Raw genomic sequence first — 17,919 nt, forward strand, 5'->3', positions numbered from 1 at the left:
TCTTGCGCATCGCTCGCTCCCCTGCTTTCCCCTTCTGGCTAGACCTTCGCCATCGCCAGATCAACGCAGGCTGAACGAAGGTTGCGATGAGCGTGCATCGGCCTAAAGAAAGGCGATGGCCGAACACTCCTCCATGCTCCGCGACGGGTTCATCCTGCTCGGCTTTGCCCTTGTCTTCGTGCTGATCTTCAGACGGCTCGGGCTTGGTGCGACGTTGGGTTATCTGCTGGCGGGCGCGGTCGTTGGACCGCAGGTGCTGGGGCTTGTCGGGGATGCCGAACAGAAACTCGGCATTGCCGAACTTGGCATAACCCTGCTGCTGTTTCTGGTGGGCCTGGAACTCAACCCATCGCGGCTCTGGAAGATGAAGCGCGACATCTTCGGGCTCGGGCTGCTGCAGGTGGCCCTGTGCGGTCTTCCCATTGCCGGCATGATCCTGCTGACCACTGATTTTACGTGGGAAGCGGCCCTGGCGCTCGGACTGCCGCTTGCCCTTTCATCGACGGCGCAGGTGCTGCCGATGCTGCAATCGTCGGGACGGTTGCGGACGCCGTTTGGCGAGCGGGCATTCGCCATCCTGCTTTTCCAGGACCTCTCGATCATCCCGATGATCACGATCATCACTGCGATGAGCCGCAACCCTGCAGACGCTGGCGGACCTCCCGGCTGGCTGATGACGCTATATTCGCTTGCTGCCATTGCAGCACTCATCGCCGCAGGACGATATCTGATCAGGCCGCTGTTTCGCCTTATCGGCAATCTGGGCGAGCGCGAGATGTTCGTGGTGGCTGCACTGTTCACCGTGATGGCCTCGGCCGCAGTCATGGAACTGCTTGGCCTGTCGACGGCACTGGGCGCCTTTGTCGCAGGCGTCATGCTGGCAGACAGCCCCTATCGGCACGAGCTTGAAGCCGATGTCGAGCCGTTCCGCTCGATCCTGCTCGGCCTGTTCTTCCTTGCCGTGGGCATGATGCTGAACCTGCAGGCGATCGCCGATCGGCCGCTGTTCGTGGCGGGCATGGCGCTGGGCCTGATCGCGATCAAGGCGGTGATCATCTTCGGTATCGGCCGGATCGTGGGCATGCCCTGGCGCGGCGCGCTGGCGCTCGGGCTGCTTCTGAGCCAAGGCGGCGAATTCGGATTCGTCATGTTCGCACAGGCGCAGGGCGCGCTGCTCATCGCACCGGACGCGGCAAGCCTGTTCGGCGCTGTCGTCACCCTTTCGATGGCGACGACGCCTTTCCTGATGATGGTCACTGCCAAGGCCCGCAGGGAGGCCGAACAGGCTCCCGGCGAACGCGAGGGACCCAAGCCCGATGGCGCCAACGCGATTGTTGTCGGGTTCGGCCGCTTCGGGCAGGGCGTTACGCAGATGCTGCTCGCCAGCAACATTCCGGTCACCATGGTCGACACCGATATCGAGATGATCGATGTCGCCGCAGGTTTTGGCGCCAAGGTCTATTTCGGAGATGGCACGCGGCTCGATCTGCTCCGTCAGGCCGGAGCCGCCGAGGCCGAGATGATATTCTTCTGCATGGACGGCGACCAGATGACGCCGGATCTGGTCGAAGCCGTCCACGAGACATTCCCCAAGGCCGCGATCTACGTGCGCGCGTTCGACCGGCGCGCCCTGATCCGCCTGCGCGGCACGCCGGTTTCGGCCGTGGTGCGGGAAGTAATGGAGTCGGCAGTCAAGATGGCCCGCATTGCGCTGAGCGACGCGGGTTTGTCCGAGGAGGCGGTCCGCCGCGCCGAAGACATGTTCCGCGCCAACGATCGCGAGAGGCTCAAGCTGCAGATCGAGGCCGGTGACGTTCGCGTGGCACGCGACCGGATCATCACCAAACCCCAGCTCGCCGGCGACTGAGCCGCTGCGTAAGGCGCTTCAGGCCCCGCGTTCCAGCGCGGCCACGATGTGCTGGGCCAGCCGGTGTGCGGTGTCCGACAGGCCCGGCGCTTCAAGCAGCGCGATCTCCGTATCGTAAAGCGGCGGCAGGCCGGCGTCTGGCCCGACTGCGGTCAGCGTCGCGGGCACCATTTCCAGCGGCAGGACGGTTATGCCAAGCCCCGCCTTGACCGCTGAGAGGCTGCCGGCAAGGCTGGTCGAGGTGTAAGCCACCCGCCATGGCCGCCCCATGGCTTCCAGTGCCTCGGTCGCACGCTTGCGATAGACGCAAGGTTCCGGCGAGACGACCAGTGGCACACGGGCGAAATTCGCTGCTGCCTGCCGGTCTCGAGCCACCCAGACCAGCGGTTCGCGCCACACGCGCATGCCTTCCTGCACGTCCTGCGCGGGCTGTCTCTTTACCAGCACGAGGTCGAACCCGCCGGCGTGGAAGCGGTCCAGCAAGTTGAGAGTCAGGTCGCAGGTCACCTCCAGTTCGACAAGCGGATGCGCCTCGGCAAAAGCGGCAAGCACGGCGGGAAGATGCGCGGTCGCGAAATCTTCCGGTACGCCGATCTTTACCGATCCGGCGATGTCGGGTTCGAACATCTCGGCAAGGGTTGCATCGTGCAACCGCAGGATCTGCCGGGCCGGACCGATCAGGCGCTCCCCTTCCGGCGTGATCGCAAGGCTCCGCGGGCTGCGCCGGAACAGCGTACGCCCCGCCTGCGCTTCAAGCCGCTTCAATTGCAACGAGATCGCCGATTGCGTGCGCCCCAGGCGTTCCCCGGCACGCGTGAAGCTTCCGGTGTCGGCAATGGTCACAAAGCAACGCAGCAGATCGATGTCGAGATTTCGCAAGCTCATGACATTCAACTATCATTTACATCCGCAATCTTCAACATTGCGATAATTTGTTTTCCCAATGCCTGACTTTGCTGCACCGGCGAACAGCAACCCGTCAAACAGGGGAACCTCCATGACCGACATGAGCCTTCCTGCGCCTGCTGTATCATCGCCGCTAACGCGCATGGCCCGCACGCCATCAATTCCTCTGACCCGTACGGACGGTCCCGCAGCCGCGCTCGCCCTTCTCCTCGCCATCAGCATTGCCACCGGCCACGTCGCGGTCACGCCCGCAGGTGGTGCGCTCTCGGCCCTTGCGCTGTTCGTGACAGTTGTCGTGGTAGCCTTTGCGCGCCGCCAGTTGCGCGCCGACCCCCGTTCCGCCTCGTTCGTGCGTCTGGCAATCGGCCAGGCGGCGGCCACGGTCCTGCTTGCCCTGGCCAACGACGCACTCCTGATCGTCGCTGCATGGATTGCCAGTGGCCGCATCATGGCCGGCCTGATCGGCCACGTCGGCGAATGGAGCGAGGCCAAGGCCGCAAGGCGCAGCGCCGGCACCGCCTTCCTGATCGGCGACATGCTGCTGGTGGGCGCAGCGCTCCTGCTATCCTTGGCCGCAGGCACCACCCAGATCGGCGCAATCGTCAAGGCGCTTCCAACAATGGCGCCGCCCATTGCAACCATCGCCGCGATCCTGCTGGTAGGAGCAGCGGCTGTTCGTTGCGCCCTTCCTCCGTTCTCGACCTGGCTGATGCGCTCGCTGGCAGCGCCGACCCCTGTCTCGGCCCTGATGCACGCAGGCTTCGTGAACGCCGGCGGTTTTCTGCTGATCCGCCTTTCGCCCGTGATCGAGGCCGCCCCTGTCGCGCGCTATGCCTTGTTTGCGATTGGCACCTTCGCCGCTCTTTCCGGCGCGGTGGCGATGCTTGCCCGCAGCGATGTCAAAGGCGCCTTTGCCGCGTCGACCGTAGCGCAGATGGGCTTCATGCTGCTGACCATTGCGCTCGGCGCCTATGCCGCAGCCTTGTGGCACATGGTTGCGCACGGCCTGTTCAAGGCCTGGCTCTTCCTTGGATCGGCAGGCACCATCGCTACGGCTGGCGGGCGCGGCAAGGGCCTTGCTCAACCTTGGCCGGCAGCGATCGCACTGTTCACGATCATCAGCGCGGCCATGCTCCACGCCTTGGGCGAAACGAACGCGCTTCTTCCCGTCGGCCTTGCCTTGGCAGCCCTCCTCACGGCGCTGGGCGTTGCGATCAGGTCGGCTCGGCGCTCACGCATGAGCCGCCTGCTCGTCATCGTGCCGATCGCGCTGATCGCTCTCAACGCTGTGGCCCTCGCTCTCGTCGGCACGGTCCAGCACAACGCCGCCGTGCCGCTGATCCCCGGATACGCACAGATCGGACTGCTCGCACTGTTTCTCGCAGTCTGGGTCTATCAGCAAGGCGTGATGCGCGGAGAGCGGACCTTGCCGCCCGCACTTCACGCGCGGTTGATCCATTTCGCCTCTGCCGCCTGACACGCGCATCAGACAGGAGATTTCCATGTCCATCGCATCGCCATTATCCTCATCCTCGTCTTCTGCCGAAGTTTCCCCCGCATTGCTGGCCTTCACGGCAGAGCGCGACGCACTGAGGGGGCTGGCCAGCATCGCGGCGCGAACAGTCGCACCGCTCTGGCCGCTCGACAGCGCTATCGCCGTCAATCCACTTTCGGGGTTCGAAGATGAACCGTTCGAGGAAGCCGTGCCGCGCGCCACATCGCTGTTCGGGGCAAGGCCATCGCTTTCGCTGCCAGAATGGCGCGCGCTCATGGCCGAGGGGCGGATCGATTACTTATCCTTGCGCAAGACGGTGGTCGATCATCTCGGCGGCCTTGATGAAGCCTTTGCATCGCTCGGCCCTGATCTCACCCCCTACAACCTGCTTCTGGCACGCTTGTGCGAATTGCCGGCACGGAGCCACAAGTCCGTCAGGCGCGAACTTTGTCCGGAGATCGCCATCCTCGCGCGTTGGCTCTCCGCCTTCTTCGACCGCAACGCCGCACTGCATCTGCCGGGCCGTGCCAAGGGTCTCTACGCCTGTCTGTGCGAGGTGCTACGCCACGATCCGGTCCTTCAGCGCCTGAGCGATGCCACCGGCCAGGCCTGGCTGGCCAAGGCTCCAGCCGATCCGATCGACATGCTTCTTTTCGCTGCCCGGCGGGATGGGGTAAAGCTGAGCGACCGCGCTCTTTGGCTGCAATCGCTGGTCGGGGTTCTGCCTGGCTGGGCCGCGCACTTGCGCTGGCGAAACGAATACGCTGACGCGAGTCTGGCGAGCAGTGCCGCTGCCACGATCGAGGAACTGATGGCGCTCGTCGCGCTGGTGCAGGGAACGGTGCGCCAGCCGCCTCACGCCGTCACACTGTCGGCTGACGAGAGCCTGGAGGTCCGCGCCGCGCTGCTCGCCCACTTTGCAATCGATGAGCACGCGCTGGCGACATTCACGCCACGCGGTCGCGAGATGTTCGAACAAGTTGCCGCATTGGATGACGGGCAGCTTGGCCTGATCTTTCAGGAGGCAGCGGAGGCGAGCTTCCTGGCTGGCGTGGCCCCGCAACTCGAACAGGCGTCGGCTCGCAACGCCTCAGCCGCAAGCAGCGCCGCGCCGGACGCGCAACTGGTGTTCTGCATCGATGTGCGGTCCGAACCGATGCGCCGGGCAATCGAGTCACAAGGCTCGTTCGAAACGCTTGGCTATGCGGGCTTCTTCGGCCTGCCGATTGCGCTTGCGCCGGCATGTTCGGCGCCACAGCGCAACCAGTTGCCTGTGCTGCTCCAGCCAGCGCATGTCATCCCCGAACAACCCGCTCCGGGACGCGAGAGCGAGGCAGCAACCCTCCTCGATCGCCACGCCGCGATCGAGGATGCGCGCGCAATGCTCGACGCCACCAAGGCCGGCGCAACCGGATTTGCCACAGCGGAAGCGGCAGGGCCGGTTGCAGCCCTCTCGATGCTCGGTCGCACGCTCGCACCACGGTTGTTCGAAACCCTGCGCAAGCGGCTTGTCGGAGAACGCGGACTCGTTCTTGCGCCCGTCGCCAGCAACGATCACGATCATGAGGGGTGCGACCGCGGCGCGCAGAATGCCGCCGCGATCATTCCCATTACCAAGCGCATCGCCTACGCCCGTGGCATGTTCGCCCTGACGGGCTTGCACGCCGATACGGCGCGTCTCGTGGCGCTTGTCGGCCATGGCGGATCGACCACCAACAACGCCTTTGCCGCGAGCCTCGATTGCGGCGCCTGCGGCGGCCATCCGGGTGGCCCCAACGCCCGGCTGATGGCCGCAATCCTCAACGATCCCGAGGTGCGTGCGGGCTTGGCGGCGGAAGGCCTCGCGCTGCCGTCCACCACATGGTTCATCGCAGCCCAGCACGATACCACGCGTGACGAGGTGGAGATCTTCGACCGCCATCTGGTCCCCGCAAGCCACGTCGCGGACCTTGCAAACCTGCGCCAGGCCCTGTTGCAAGCTGGCCGGACCGCGCGCGAAGAGCGCTCGGCCCGGTTGGGACGCAGCGCCGATGACCTTCTGACCGGCGCTGCACACTGGGGTGAAGTACGACCGGAATGGGGCCTGTCCGACAATGCCGCCTTCATCGTCGGACCACGCTCGCTCACGCAGGGGCTCAACCTTGCCGGGAAGGCGTTCCTGCACAGCTATGATTGGCGCAAGGATGCCGATGGCAGCGCATTGACCAGCATCATGACCGCCCCGATGATCGTCGCGCAGTGGATCAACTGCCAATACCTCTTTTCGACCATCGATAACGAGGTGTTGGGCGCTGGCGACAAGACAACGCAGAACGTCGTCGGCGGCTTCGGCGTGGTGCAAGGCAGCGGCGGTGACCTGTGCACCGGCTTGCCCCGCCAATCGCTGTTCCGCGACGATGGCACCCCCTACCACACCCCGCGTCGCCTCGCAGTCATCATCGAGGCGCCGCTGCAGCGCGTGCAGGATATCGTGCTCGCCCATGACGCTGTCGGCCGGCTTGTCGAGAACGGCTGGGTCAATCTTGTCGTGATCGATCCGTGGAAACACAAGGCGCACAAGTGGGTGCGCGGAGAATGGGCGGCCCGCCCCTGCTGAAATTGCCGGCAAATGCTGTTGACTGCCCCGGCCTTTGCGCGCAATAGCGCAGGCGCCGGGGCGCTTAGCTCAGTTGGTAGAGCATCTCGTTTACACCGAGAGGGTCGGCGGTTCGAGCCCGTCAGCGCCCACCATTCAAAAGCCCGGCAAATCTACACTTTAGCGGCCTTCCTGACAACGATAATCTTGTTGTTGTCAGGGGTAATGGTCAGCAAATGGACAGCACGCCACTTGCCTGCTTCCTTCTCCACAGACCGGAAAAAGCTGGTCAGCGCGCGAATCGCTTTCGCCATCTTGAGCGGGTCGCCGTGGGCGTAGATGTCTGATGTCGCTTCGAGCGTATCGGTCCTGTCCTTGTGGCCGAGCAGTAAACTGATCTGCTCGCCCGGCACGTTGGCATTGCGAAGATAGGACGCGACCGTGTGGCGGATCGTCTTGGGAATATGGGTCGCAGGAAGGCCCAGCTTCTCCCTCGCCGTGCCCCACCACTTCTTACGCGACTTCACGCGATCAAGCTGCCAGGCTTCAAGGATTGGCTTCAAGGGCTCGATCACCGGTACAATCGGATTGCGCTTGTCGGTCTGCGGTGCGCCTGCGGGGTGCAGGTCGATCACTGCGCCATGCCATTGTTCGAGCGGGTTGAACGCAAGGGCGGCATCTGGCCGGCATCCCGTTGCGATCATGAGCCACAGCCATTGCTGAACGCACTGTTCGTGGTCAGCGTAGGCAATGAGAGCCCCAAGCTGCGCCGTGGTAAACTGATGTGTCCTCGCCTTCGACCGCAGAGATTTGTCAACGCTGGGGATGCGCGGGGCTTGCGGAATGCGTCGGGCGGCTTCGGCATGGTTTAGGGCGGCGCGCAAGTCCTCTATATTCCGCTGCACCGCCTCGCCTGATACGCCATCGCTCTTGTGCTTGTAGGCCTTGCCGTCCCACCATTGCAGGTTCCATTCATGCGGCCTCATGCGCCAGCGACGGAAGCGGGTCACGGAAACCTTGTCGATGTCGGCAACGCGCGCGCCGGTTGTAAGCTCGTCCTGATCAAGGAAGCCTACCCAAGCACGGAACGACGACTCGACCGTATCCAGACGCAGAACGTCGGGGCCGTGCTCGTTCACATAGTTGAGCAGTTGTGGGATCAATTCAGCGTCCTCGCTCCCTTGGGGCTTCTTCGACCGCTGCGCTGCTTCATGGGCACGCAGGACGGCCTTGGCCTGCTCTAGTTCGTCCGTGCGGCACCGAGTGCTGCGATAGACAACGGTGCGCGATCCCGGCTTGTAGGTTGCGATCTGCCAGATGTCGGGGGCCATGCCGTCGCGGCGCTTGTCGAGCCAGAAGTCGCCGACGGTGAATTTGTCGCGGGGCATAGTTCCTCGGTTTCCGCACGGGAGAGTGTTTCAAGCAGGCCGTGCCGCGAAACCAATTCGCGGATTTGATCTGCGGTCAAGGTCACGCCGGTATCGTTGCGGAGAGCGCGGCGGACTTTCGATGCTAAGGCGTGCGCGGTCATGAGCAGATGCCTTCCTTGGTGAGTAGGCGGGTCATGCTGCGAACAACTCCATTTGCTCCGGCGCCAGCACCGCGTCGGCCCAAGCAAGAATTTCACGCGCCTCCCTCTGCTGCGAGGCGTCAGTGATCTTGGCGAACTCGCGGTGCATCCGGTCAACCTGCTCCTTGATCGCTTCCTCGCGTGTCGGATAAGCGGTGCAATGGTCTGTTATCGGTCCCGATGATCCCCACCAGTCGCCAGAGAAAAACGAGAATCCGCGCTTCGAGCGCCAGCCTTCCGGCGTCTGCACCAAGGCAATCTCGGCACGCAGGCCGCCGCCTTTGCGGAACAACTCAAGCGTCTCGTGTGGACAGTAAACGCCGTTCTCGTTCTTGGTGCCGGGTTGCCAGTCCATCACACCACCACCCCCTCAAACCACATCGCCGCCTCAGCAACATCGGCCAGCGTCTCCCACTTTTCGATCACATCATCCGCGATCATCGGGCAGCCGGTTTCATCCTCGATCAGCATGGCGATTTCCCACCGTGCCAGATCGCGGGCACCGTCATGCATTCCGAGGTCGGACCATGTCGCCAGCGGGTCCGTGATGCGGTCCTGTCTCGGGCAGATCAGTGGGTTGCGGAGATAGCGGGTGATGTAGTCGGGGAGGGTCATGGTAAAATCACTGGCGGCGCTTGTTGGGCAACCGCCAGTCCCTTGGTGGAAAATCAGACTTCGGGCGAGCCGACGAAGAGCGGCAGGCCGGTCTCAGCCTTCACCTGATCGCAGGCCTCGGTGAATGCGTGCTCGAACACGAGATCAGGGCGCCACAGGTCGAACCAGAATGAGATCGAGCCACCGTTCTTGCGGTAACGGAAGCGCGCGAGGATCTGGTCGAGCACCTTGGCCCGCGCGAAGATCGGAATGCAGATCATGAAGGCGTTGGGCAGCGTCAGCTTGTTGCCGCTGGCGTCGAGGTGCTCCGACTGGAACACGACTTCTGCCTCGCCGCTCGACAGGTTGCGGGCCTCACGAAGGGTCGATGCTTCGTTGACCTGCAGGCCGCGCGCGATCTCGATCAACTTCGATGGGCTGGCGAGATTGCCGCCTGACTTGGCGAGGAAGTCCTTGGCGGCGTCCGACTGCGGCTTGTCGGCCGTGACATCAACGATGTGATCTTCAAGGAATGCCGCGAAGTCGATCATCGACATCGACTTGCCGTCTGCCTGGCTCCAAGCCTTCCATTCGTCCGACAGCGGGAAGCTGTAGACCGCGCGGTGCTTGAGGTTCTCGGCATCGCTGGAATAGCCGGCGGAATGATAGTCGAAGATCGCCGTCAGCTTGGGACCAGCCATGTTGTCGACCGCGAAGACGACACTGTTCTCGCCCTTGAAGCGGTTGACGTGATCGATGAAGCTGTCGAGGCGAGTGTGGGTTGCAGCGCCTTCGCGGCGGGTCGGGCGAATGCGGTACTTGTCGAACTCGCTGGGATTGATGACGTGCAGGCCGTCCCTGAGGATAGCCGGAGCATCAGTGCCATCGCGAGGGTCCCGCACGGTGACGATTTGGCCGCGAAGATGGTCGCTGGCCGCTTCGAACGCTTCGTGCACGATGGCACCGGCGTTAGTTGCTTCGGAATCGAGCATGATCAGAAGTCCTTAAGCGCCGCGCACAGTGCGTGCGTCGACGGTGATTTCGCGGATGGTGCCAAAGAGGTTGCCCTGCCCCGGCTTGTTGGGCGTGAAGCGATTGTCTTCGGTAACCCAACCGATCGTGCGGCTGACCTTTTCGGGCGGCAGCTTGAACTGCAGGTCCGGCGTGAAGAAGTAGACGCCATCGTGCTCGCGCTCGACTTCGATGGTCAGGGTGATCTTGCCCTTGACCTTCTTGCCGGTGTCGACGCCGCGCTCTTCCATGTCAGCCGAGAAGCTCTGCAGCTTGTCGGCGCAGTTCTGGTTGAATGCGCCATCGTTGAGCATGGCGACCAGGTCGGTCATTGTTGTGGCGGCCGGGTAGCGACGGCCACCATCGGCAGCGCGCTCCTCGATTATTTCGCCCGTCTCCGGGTCAAATGCTTCGGGTTTCATATTGAGGTTCTCCGGCGCTGGTGGTCAGACCCGGCCCGCGCCCAAGCCGGGTCCGTGTTGGTCAGTTCGTCTCAGCCCGCGCCCGCACTTCCGGCGAGGCGTTGACGTAGCGGATACGGTGGCCGCGCTCGCTGGTGACGAAGCAGTTGGAGCGCAGGGCGTTGAGGCGGCGCGTGGTGCGGGCATTGGCCAGCGTGATGCAGACCAGATACGCGATCGCGATGATCAGGCTGAGCCCGAACAGGGCGTAGGTGAGCGTCATGGTTAGAAACCTCCCTCGTCGTCAGTGTTGAATCCCTCGCCCATGTCCTCATCGGGCTTGCCGCCAGTGGGGTGGAACTTGGCCAGCATCTCGGACACGGCATCGTCGGCCTGGGTGCGCAGGTCGGCAGGCAGGCGGTCCATCTTGGCGATCTGCTTTGCGACGAAGGCATTCAAGGCATCGGCGTCCGGCGCTTCGTTGACCTTGGCGATAAAGCTGGCGGTCCAGTCGGCTGCGGCGTTGGCGTTGGGCATCTGCCGCACTTCGGCGACGAGAGGATGCACCTCGATCCCCGCCTTCTTGCCCTTGGTCTTCATGACCACCACGACCGTCTTCTTGTCGATGTGGCTCATGTGGCTGATGCGGATGCCCCCGACGTTGAGGCCGCCAAAGGTAACGGCATCGTCACGGTAGAGCGTCATCGACCGGCCGACGTAGTCAGCGGCATTGCGGCCCCAGACACCGAGCAGGACGCGGCGCATGGTCTTGCAGGGCTTGAACGGCTTGTTGTTGTCGCCCTCGTAGAAGATCGAGACCGGCTGATCACCGTCGTTGCCGGTCACCTTGCGCACCGTGATCGTGCGCGGCGCCCCGATCAGGTCGTCGGCGTTGAGCTGGTCGCTCTTGGCCTCGACGAACCGGGACATGTCGATTGCTTCACTCACAGTCCTGCTCCTTTCTGGCGGCGCGTGATCTCGCGCTGCGCATTCCACTTGAGGTCTTCTTCCATCGTCGGCTGACGCAGCATCCATCCGAGGAAACCGGCTTCGACTTCGGACCAGGGCACGCCGCGGAACTTGCCCAGCGGGCACGTCGGCAGCAGGCGCGGCTCCTTGGTCCACTGCACCATGTCCTTGCCGGTCGCTCCGGCATCGAAGAGCGCGAGGAGGATGTGCGCCGTCACATAAGCATCGGGTCCGGCGCGGTGTGCTGGCTGCGTCAGAGCGTGATCCGGCGCGATCTTGCCTGCGTCTTCCAACCAGTACCGGAGCGCGCCATTGGAATGGCTGGGCGCTTCCGGCCAGACCCGCAGCGCTGCCTTGTATGTGCAGATCACCGGTACGGGGCTGTCGAAGAACTTTGTCTCGAACTCGGCGTTGTGGGCGGCGATGGCGGCGGGTATGCCATTGACGTGGGCAAACATGTCGTCGGCCTTGAACGGGTCGGAGCCAGCGCACTCGGCAAGGCTGATGTGATGCACCGCGCGAACCTCTGGCGGCATTACGTCGACACCACAGAGCCAAGACTTGGGCTGCATCACCTTGCGCGTCGTCAGGTCCAGATCGCAGATACCGACTTCGCAGACCTTGCCGGCGGGCGGTTCCGTGCCCGACGTTTCGAAGTCGATGACGCGGATCACCGTCATATGATGATCTCCTCGATTTCACGCCGCTCGGTCGGAATGAGCTTCGGCATGCGCGCGAGCGTCGCGTGGTATTCGCGGATGACGTGGGCGACGCGGGCTTCGAAGGCGGTTGCGGCGGCGATGATCGCTGCCTGCAGTTCAAGATCAGGCTCGACCCGCTTGATGTAGACCGGCTGCCCACCGCAGTAGGAAATGAAGTCGATCCACTCGCGCTCGCTGACCAGCAGAGCGGTCTGCAGCTGCAGGACGTACTCTTCCGGTACCTCGTCGTTCGCGATCGTCTGCACCTGGTACTTGCCGGCGCGGGACTTGCACTCGATCAGACCGTCATCGCCGACCAAGCCGTCGGGGCTGTAACCAATCGTGAAACCCCACTTGTCGTTCGTGATGAAGCCGGTTTCGACGACTTGAGCGTGATGCTCGGAATAGGCGGCGCGAGCATAGATCTCGTCTTCCTGCCCGCGCAGCATCGCGTCCGAGACGTACTGCGGTTCGACGAAGCCAGTGATGCGCTGGAATGCCAGTTCGTAGGCGTGGATGCGCGTATCTTTGTTGTTCGCAACCTTGCCGGTGGGCGTGATGATCAGCTTCATTTCCGAAGCCGTCAGCAGCCCACAGCGGGCATGCAGCCACTCGTCGGAGCCCTGCAGGAGTTCGCCGTGGTAGGTTGGGCCGGTGGTCGTCTGAGAAGGTGCTTCGGCGAAATCGTCCAGTTCGACGGCGGTTTCGCAGAAGTCGAGATCAAAGGGATTGTCGGTCATCGATCAGAACCTCAGGCTAACGTTGGGCACCTCACCGGCGCGGATCAGCAGGACGATCTTCTTGGCGGCCTCTTCGTCGACACCGCAGGTCATGATCGCCTCTTTCGCCTCGCGCATGACGGCGCTGCGATGCGCCTGGTCGGCTTCACGTGCGGCCTGTTCGTCAGCGAGCCGCTTGGCCTCAGCCTGACGCGCAGCTTCCTCGGCAGCGATGCGATCGCGCTCCGCCTGTGCCGCCCGCTCGGCTTCCTCGGCACGGCGACGTTCGGCGGCCAGCTGCTCAGCGTGTGCGCGGTCGCGCTTCGCCTGCTCTTCACGGGCAGCACGTTCGGCGGCTTCGGCGGCTTCCTGCTTGGCGCGCTCGATGCGCTCGGCCTCTGCCTTCTCGGCGGCGATGCGACGTTCCTCGGCAGCGCGCTCGTCGGCGAGGCGCTTTTCCTCGGCGGCCTTCAATTCCGCCAAGCGCAGTTCCTCGGCGAGACGCGCCTCCCGCTCAATCCGATCACGCTCCTCACGCTCAGCGGCCTCGGCACGCAGACGCTCGAGCTCTGCCTTGTCAGCCTCTTCCTTGGTAAGACGTGCCAGCGCCGACTTGAGCGCCGACACCGCCATGTCCTTGGCAGCGGTGGCCTCCGCCAGCATGTCGCCAAACCGGTCGGCATCGAGCGCGGTATTCCAGACCTGACCACCACGGGCGCGGACCGTTGCGGCGGTGTCCTCGATCGTGACGACAGCAGCGGCCTTGATGCCGTCGATAACCGCGCGGCATTCCTCGACGCGCTTATCCTCGGCAGCCTCCCACTCATCCACCGGGCGGCGAACCTCATTGGCCAGTGCCGTCAGCTTCTCCTTGACCGCGCGACGCTCGGCATCGACGGCGTTGATGCGCGCCCTCGCCTCTTCGTTGAGCTGCTTGCCGGCGTCATCGATCGCGGTCTTGGTGCGCGTGATCTTGTAGGCCAGCGACTTGATCGCCTTGCGGCCCTTCTCCGTGCTGGTGTCCGGCTCGAAGGCATCGACCTCGCGCTGGATGTGCTCGTAAAAGCTCTCGCGCTGGGCCTTGTCGGTCAGCACAACAACAGGCGTCTGCTCGACGACCGTGGCAATGTGTGAAGGCGCGGCTTCGATCTTGGTGACGGCGTTCACGCGGCGTCCTTTCCGTTGCTGAGGGTGTTTCGCCGATCGCGCAGGAGTGCCCAGAAGCGGGCGTCTTCCTTTGACATCGGCAGGATGGTGGTTGCGGTCGCGGCAGTGCGACGGGTGATGAGGCGGAAGATCACGGCAGCGCGATCCAGATCGCGGTGAAGACCGCCATGACCGGCGCCAGAACGGCGAGGCATGCGAGCAGGTCGCGGCGTGGGCTGTACTGTGCCATCACGCTACCTCGCGCTGCGAGTGCAGCTTGTAGCCAGGCGCTTCGATGGCGACGTGGCGGCGGGCCTCGCGGGTGGCATCAGCCAAGGTCGCGGCCTTGAACTGGTAGCTCATCATCGGGCCCTTGCCGCGAGCCGGGGTGAAGTTGATTTCGAAGGTCGACATCAGGCCGCCCTCGCCGTCAGCCGCTCGACAGCAGCAGCGTAATCCGCATCCCAGGCGTCATAGCCGAAGCCCTGCGCGTGCAGGTCGGCGATGGTCTGCGCGATCAGCTTGTCGCGGCGGCCTTTGTAGGCAGCGCGCTCAATGCCCTCACGGAAGCTGTAGAAGCCGTGCACCGGCCCGGTACGGGGCGGCATGGTCTTGCTGACCAGCTCCTCGGCGCAGGCACGGATGCGGGCGTTGCGTTCGCAATGCGCTTCGTTCGATGCGACGAGGTCGAGATGACGCGACCTGCGCAGCTGTTCGGGGGTGTGGTGAAGCACTGGGGGTCTCCAACTGGCCGGGTCTGCGCTTTCGGCTCACCGGGTGTTGGAGTGACATTTGCAGATTGCAAAGGTGGGGTCAAGCAAAAAACATTGCAAATTGCAAAGCCCGCTGGCGCAGTGGTTTGCAGCCTGCGAAGCAATGCGAATCGCCCACCATGATCATGACGATCGTCTTGCGTGTAGGAAAACAAAAAACCCCGCCGACAGGCAGGGTTCTGACTACCGCGATTTGTCGGCGACTAAGCCTTCGTGCGCGCCTGTCGCCAATGCTCCGCCATAGCGAGCGCTCGATTGAGGATCTCGGCCTCCATCATCCTTGCACCTTCCTCGACGGCCTGGAGATTGCTGGCCTCCATAAGCCCTAGGGCTAAGCCCAAGGGGGCGTCGACTATGCTTTGCGCCACAGCTGATGCGTCGTCAGCGGTCCTGTCAGCGAAGTCTCTTGCGACCAGAAACTCAAGAAGGCGTTCATAAGCAGTCAGGCGACCGAGCAATCCAATCTCATCTTTAGTCACCGCATGCACTCCTTAAGCGATCAGGGATTGTCCCGCTGACAATGAGGGCACACCGCAGCGTCGAGATGCACTGGCTCCCTGCACCAGACGCAACGTACCAGCTTGCCGCTTGCGAGGCCCTTGCGAATCTTGATCTCAGGATCCGGACTGACAATCATTGACGCGAGGACAGCTAAGGGCCCGAACAGAACGGCCAATATCGCAAAACTGCAGCCGCTGCGACCCTTTGACCATGCGATCACCGGCGCCAGGATCACGCACAGCGGCCAAACGAAGACAAGTAAGGCGAACTCGATCACCCGTTCGTGCCGTCCTTTAGGAACGTCTCGATAATGCGATAGACCTGCTCCTTGCGGTCGTCAGGAACGGCTTCGACCAGCTCCAACGTGCGAGTGTCAGCTTCCAACGGATTGAGGTCGGCGATCCAGCCTGGGCGCGTTCTTAACGCTGGCGCAAGCTTGCGAAGCCATTTCAGCGACAAACCCCGCTCACCTTCTTCGAGCAGACTTATGACCGAGCCGGTTGTCGGAGGCACAAGCGCCGCGCCCAGCTCTTCCTGAGTCATCTTCCGATATTCTCTCCAAGCACGGAGATAATTCGGTCCGCCGTTCTTGTCGTCTGCCATTTGCCCATTTTGGCGGTAATCTGCAAGGAAGTCCTCACGCATACTGCAAAGCTCAAACGGCAACTGGCTATTGACCACATCTTTGCAATCTGCAAAGATAGCTGGCATGGAAACGATTACCCCAACAGGTATGGCGGAGGCTGCGCGCATATCGTTGCCTTACGCCTCGCAGATCATCGGAGGGAAGCGCAAGCCACCGCGCTCGCTGGCCATCCACATCCTGCGCACGACTGGCTGGCGCCATGCCGTGCTCGACGGGCTGACTGATGAGCAGATCGAACTGCTGGAACAGATCGAACCGTACCAACCCAAACAAGCCGCCTGAGACCAAAGGGAGGGGTCAATGGATACCGCAGTCAAGTTTGTCGTCGACAACTGGCAGGTGATCGCCGGTGTCTGGCTAGGCGCCGGCCTGGGCCTTGGAACATGGATCGGGCTCGTGATGGCTGGCCGCAGGATACGCGATGTCTTTCGCTTAGCCGAACGCGACCACCACGAAGACCAAGGCACGAACTGGCCTCCCCTCGACACAACCGCGCACCATCCAGCGTGCGCGCACCAGCCCTGAGGGTCGCATCTCAGAGCACTCGGACGGCAGCGGAAGGAAAGTCCCCCGCCACCACCGCTGCCGTCTGTTTTTCCGCTTCTCTTCATATTGGATGCATCTAGGTCATGGCGCACCAGCAAAAATATCTCTTTGATATTCCGACCTCTGGCAAAATTGCCGAGGCGGCGCGGGCGATCATCCTCGCGGTCAAGCGCGATCATGTCGTCACCAACGCGCAGATCGGTGCCCTTTTCGACTCCAGCGCTGACACTGTGCAGCGGCTCGAAGACATGCAGACCAAGAAGGTCCCTGCGTCCTTCATCACCGCGATCGGTGCCGCTTTCGGCGAGCAGTACATCCAGCCTTACATGGCGCTGTTCGGTTGCCGTGCCGTTCCGCAGCATTGCGAGGAAGTGATCAACGCTGTTCCGGCAGTGACGGCATTCGCTGCCAAGCTTGCGGCCGCGTCGATCAACGGCGGTGCGAAGATCAACCACCAGGCGCTGGCGGACATCATGCCGTCGTTGCGAGATGTCGACGCGATCGTGTCCAGCCTGCGGGCCATGGCTTCGGCACAGGGGATTACGGCGTGAGCGGCGGCCCCTACACTCGCGTGCCATGTGCGCATGAAGGTTGCTCGAGCAAAGTGCGGCGCCGCAACCTCAGCGGACTGTGCATCTACCACTACAATGAGCAGCGGGCGCTCAACAGCAAGACGCCTCGCTGCAGCGACTGCGGCAACAAGCTGAAATCTAAACTCCTGAAGATCAAGGACGGGCTTTGCCAGTGCTGCCGCAACGCCCGGAAGGTCCGCACCTGCAGTGAATGCGGCCACAAACACATGGACCCGATCCGCAAGAGCGGGCGCTGCAACGCCTGCCAGCGAAAAAAGATATCCCTTCGAGAGCAGGTCGGTGAAGATCGGCTTGGCGATTACTATCTGCTCCGGTCGCGCGGTCTAGATCGCGACCAGGCAGTCGCTCATCTCGATGCCGGTCTGCCGGTAGAACGCAAGATTCGTAACGGTGGCGCTAAGCTTACGACCATGCAGGCGGTTCGCTTGGTGGGCGAAGCGATGGCCATCACGCCCGACGAGATCCTTTCGGCAAGCCGCTTCTCCCGTGCCGTGGATTGTCGCGCCGTTGTTGCAGTGGTGATGGTCAATCAAGGCGCCTCGCTCACCCAAATCGGTCGTCGGCTAAATCGCGACCACACTTCCATTCTGCATCTTCGCCGGACCTTTCCGCAGCGCGCGGCGAAGCGGCCTGTGCTCGCGAAGATCGTCGAGACGATCCTGCAGGTGGCTGCATGAAGCCCGGCGCCCGCTTCCCACGTAGTCGAGAGAACGTCACCAAGCGCGACAACGCTGTTGCAGCGTTCGCCAAGGCCTCGACCGCCCCGCTGCACACGCTGACCGAAGCCATGCTTGAGAGCATTGCGGCCAGTCATGCCCGCCGCGGCACCCGTGATTTCGACCAGCTGCTCGCCAAGCTGCGCGACACCGTCGCCGCTCGCCGCCTTCGTGAGGCCGCATGAACTGG

The 17,919-nt window shown here is 63.2% G+C and carries 25 protein-coding genes and 1 tRNA gene; 9 read left to right on the forward strand and 17 right to left on the reverse strand.

Annotated elements, in window-relative coordinates:
- The first annotated feature begins 115 nt into the window (after positions 1 to 115).
- Positions 116 to 1,867 carry a cation:proton antiporter domain-containing protein gene (locus B9A23_RS15315; protein ID WP_084279956.1) on the forward strand — a complete coding sequence of 584 codons (1,752 nt, stop codon included), beginning with the start codon at positions 116 to 118 and terminating at the stop codon, positions 1,865 to 1,867.
- Between the two features lie 18 nt (positions 1,868 to 1,885).
- Here B9A23_RS15315 and B9A23_RS15320 read toward each other — a convergent pair whose 3' ends face one another.
- On the reverse strand, positions 1,886 to 2,752 hold the full coding sequence (locus B9A23_RS15320; protein ID WP_084279957.1) for a LysR substrate-binding domain-containing protein: 867 nt from the start codon (positions 2,750 to 2,752) through the stop codon (positions 1,886 to 1,888).
- A gap of 112 nt (positions 2,753 to 2,864) precedes the next feature.
- Between B9A23_RS15320 and B9A23_RS15325 the strand changes: the two genes are divergently transcribed.
- From B9A23_RS15325 to B9A23_RS15335, 3 genes are all read left to right on the forward strand, one after another.
- Complete coding sequence (locus B9A23_RS15325) at positions 2,865 to 4,250, forward strand: proton-conducting transporter transmembrane domain-containing protein (RefSeq protein WP_176218020.1); 1,386 nt, start codon at positions 2,865 to 2,867, stop codon at positions 4,248 to 4,250.
- A 25-nt stretch (positions 4,251 to 4,275) separates the two neighbouring features.
- The gene (locus tag B9A23_RS15330; protein WP_084279959.1) at positions 4,276 to 6,864 is read left to right on the forward strand and encodes a DUF2309 domain-containing protein; all 2,589 of its coding nucleotides are present in this window, start codon (positions 4,276 to 4,278) and stop codon (positions 6,862 to 6,864) included.
- A 58-nt stretch (positions 6,865 to 6,922) separates the two neighbouring features.
- Positions 6,923 to 6,998, forward strand: a tRNA-Val gene (locus tag B9A23_RS15335).
- Positions 6,999 to 7,016: 18 nt separating this feature from the next.
- On the opposite strand, the gene B9A23_RS15340 is transcribed toward B9A23_RS15335, so the two are convergent.
- From B9A23_RS15340 to B9A23_RS15405, 16 genes are all read right to left on the reverse strand, one after another.
- Positions 7,017 to 8,231: a site-specific integrase gene (locus tag B9A23_RS15340; protein WP_084279960.1), complete on the reverse strand. Its 1,215-nt coding sequence runs from the start codon at positions 8,229 to 8,231 to the stop codon at positions 7,017 to 7,019.
- A gap of 174 nt (positions 8,232 to 8,405) precedes the next feature.
- Complete coding sequence (locus tag B9A23_RS15345) at positions 8,406 to 8,768, reverse strand: hypothetical protein (protein WP_084279961.1); 363 nt, start codon at positions 8,766 to 8,768, stop codon at positions 8,406 to 8,408.
- The gene (locus B9A23_RS15350) at positions 8,768 to 9,028 is read right to left on the reverse strand and encodes a hypothetical protein (RefSeq protein ID WP_084279962.1); all 261 of its coding nucleotides are present in this window, start codon (positions 9,026 to 9,028) and stop codon (positions 8,768 to 8,770) included. The genes B9A23_RS15345 and B9A23_RS15350 overlap by 1 nt, the downstream gene beginning before the upstream one ends.
- Positions 9,029 to 9,081: 53 nt before the next feature.
- Complete coding sequence (locus tag B9A23_RS15355; protein WP_084279963.1) at positions 9,082 to 9,999, reverse strand: DUF2303 family protein; 918 nt, start codon at positions 9,997 to 9,999, stop codon at positions 9,082 to 9,084.
- Between the two features lie 12 nt (positions 10,000 to 10,011).
- Complete coding sequence (locus B9A23_RS15360) at positions 10,012 to 10,440, reverse strand: hypothetical protein (RefSeq protein WP_084279964.1); 429 nt, start codon at positions 10,438 to 10,440, stop codon at positions 10,012 to 10,014.
- Between the two features lie 61 nt (positions 10,441 to 10,501).
- Complete coding sequence (locus B9A23_RS15365) at positions 10,502 to 10,702, reverse strand: hypothetical protein (protein WP_084279965.1); 201 nt, start codon at positions 10,700 to 10,702, stop codon at positions 10,502 to 10,504.
- 2 nt (positions 10,703 to 10,704) lie between these two features.
- The gene (locus tag B9A23_RS15370) at positions 10,705 to 11,367 is read right to left on the reverse strand and encodes a hypothetical protein (RefSeq protein ID WP_139797497.1); all 663 of its coding nucleotides are present in this window, start codon (positions 11,365 to 11,367) and stop codon (positions 10,705 to 10,707) included.
- Positions 11,364 to 12,068, reverse strand: a complete 705-nt coding sequence (locus B9A23_RS15375) for an exonuclease domain-containing protein (RefSeq protein ID WP_084279967.1) — start codon at positions 12,066 to 12,068, stop codon at positions 11,364 to 11,366. The genes B9A23_RS15370 and B9A23_RS15375 overlap by 4 nt, the downstream gene beginning before the upstream one ends.
- On the reverse strand, positions 12,065 to 12,829 hold the full coding sequence (locus tag B9A23_RS15380; RefSeq protein WP_084279968.1) for a lambda exonuclease family protein: 765 nt from the start codon (positions 12,827 to 12,829) through the stop codon (positions 12,065 to 12,067). Before B9A23_RS15380 ends, B9A23_RS15375 begins: the two co-directional genes overlap by 4 nt.
- Positions 12,830 to 12,832: 3 nt before the next feature.
- On the reverse strand, positions 12,833 to 13,975 hold the full coding sequence (locus B9A23_RS15385) for a hypothetical protein (RefSeq protein WP_084279969.1): 1,143 nt from the start codon (positions 13,973 to 13,975) through the stop codon (positions 12,833 to 12,835).
- Positions 13,972 to 14,109 carry a hypothetical protein gene (locus B9A23_RS22865; RefSeq protein ID WP_176218021.1) on the reverse strand — a complete coding sequence of 46 codons (138 nt, stop codon included), beginning with the start codon at positions 14,107 to 14,109 and terminating at the stop codon, positions 13,972 to 13,974. Before B9A23_RS22865 ends, B9A23_RS15385 begins: the two co-directional genes overlap by 4 nt.
- 94 nt (positions 14,110 to 14,203) lie before the next feature.
- On the reverse strand, positions 14,204 to 14,368 hold the full coding sequence (locus tag B9A23_RS22870; RefSeq protein WP_176218022.1) for a hypothetical protein: 165 nt from the start codon (positions 14,366 to 14,368) through the stop codon (positions 14,204 to 14,206).
- Positions 14,368 to 14,688, reverse strand: coding sequence for a hypothetical protein (locus B9A23_RS15390; RefSeq protein WP_084279970.1), 321 nt, complete (start codon positions 14,686 to 14,688; stop codon positions 14,368 to 14,370). Before B9A23_RS15390 ends, B9A23_RS22870 begins: the two co-directional genes overlap by 1 nt.
- A gap of 242 nt (positions 14,689 to 14,930) precedes the next feature.
- Positions 14,931 to 15,206 carry a hypothetical protein gene (locus B9A23_RS15395; protein WP_084279971.1) on the reverse strand — a complete coding sequence of 92 codons (276 nt, stop codon included), beginning with the start codon at positions 15,204 to 15,206 and terminating at the stop codon, positions 14,931 to 14,933.
- A 20-nt stretch (positions 15,207 to 15,226) separates the two neighbouring features.
- Complete coding sequence (locus tag B9A23_RS15400) at positions 15,227 to 15,505, reverse strand: hypothetical protein (RefSeq protein ID WP_084279972.1); 279 nt, start codon at positions 15,503 to 15,505, stop codon at positions 15,227 to 15,229.
- Positions 15,502 to 15,939 carry a helix-turn-helix domain-containing protein gene (locus B9A23_RS15405; protein ID WP_176218023.1) on the reverse strand — a complete coding sequence of 146 codons (438 nt, stop codon included), beginning with the start codon at positions 15,937 to 15,939 and terminating at the stop codon, positions 15,502 to 15,504. Before B9A23_RS15405 ends, B9A23_RS15400 begins: the two co-directional genes overlap by 4 nt.
- On the opposite strand from B9A23_RS15405, the gene B9A23_RS22875 reads away from it, so the two are divergent.
- The 5 genes from B9A23_RS22875 to B9A23_RS15425 all read left to right on the forward strand — a co-directional run bounded on the left by B9A23_RS22875 (position 15,938) and on the right by B9A23_RS15425 (position 17,914).
- Positions 15,938 to 16,156 (forward strand): hypothetical protein, encoded by a 219-nt coding sequence (locus B9A23_RS22875; RefSeq protein ID WP_176218024.1) that lies wholly within the window; start codon positions 15,938 to 15,940, stop codon positions 16,154 to 16,156. The genes B9A23_RS15405 and B9A23_RS22875 overlap by 2 nt on opposite strands.
- 18 nt (positions 16,157 to 16,174) lie before the next feature.
- Positions 16,175 to 16,399 (forward strand): hypothetical protein, encoded by a 225-nt coding sequence (locus B9A23_RS15410; protein ID WP_084279974.1) that lies wholly within the window; start codon positions 16,175 to 16,177, stop codon positions 16,397 to 16,399.
- A 104-nt stretch (positions 16,400 to 16,503) separates the two neighbouring features.
- Positions 16,504 to 16,971 (forward strand): hypothetical protein, encoded by a 468-nt coding sequence (locus tag B9A23_RS15415; RefSeq protein WP_084279975.1) that lies wholly within the window; start codon positions 16,504 to 16,506, stop codon positions 16,969 to 16,971.
- A complete protein-coding gene (locus tag B9A23_RS15420) occupies positions 16,968 to 17,690 on the forward strand; it encodes a helix-turn-helix domain-containing protein (protein ID WP_139797498.1) in 723 nt (240 codons plus the stop codon). Before B9A23_RS15415 ends, B9A23_RS15420 begins: the two co-directional genes overlap by 4 nt.
- Positions 17,687 to 17,914: a hypothetical protein gene (locus tag B9A23_RS15425; protein WP_084279977.1), complete on the forward strand. Its 228-nt coding sequence runs from the start codon at positions 17,687 to 17,689 to the stop codon at positions 17,912 to 17,914. Before B9A23_RS15420 ends, B9A23_RS15425 begins: the two co-directional genes overlap by 4 nt.
- Positions 17,915 to 17,919: the final 5 nt, after the last annotated feature.

Source organism: Novosphingobium sp. B1 (genome assembly GCF_900176395.1).
Taxonomy (GTDB): domain Bacteria; phylum Pseudomonadota; class Alphaproteobacteria; order Sphingomonadales; family Sphingomonadaceae; genus Novosphingobium.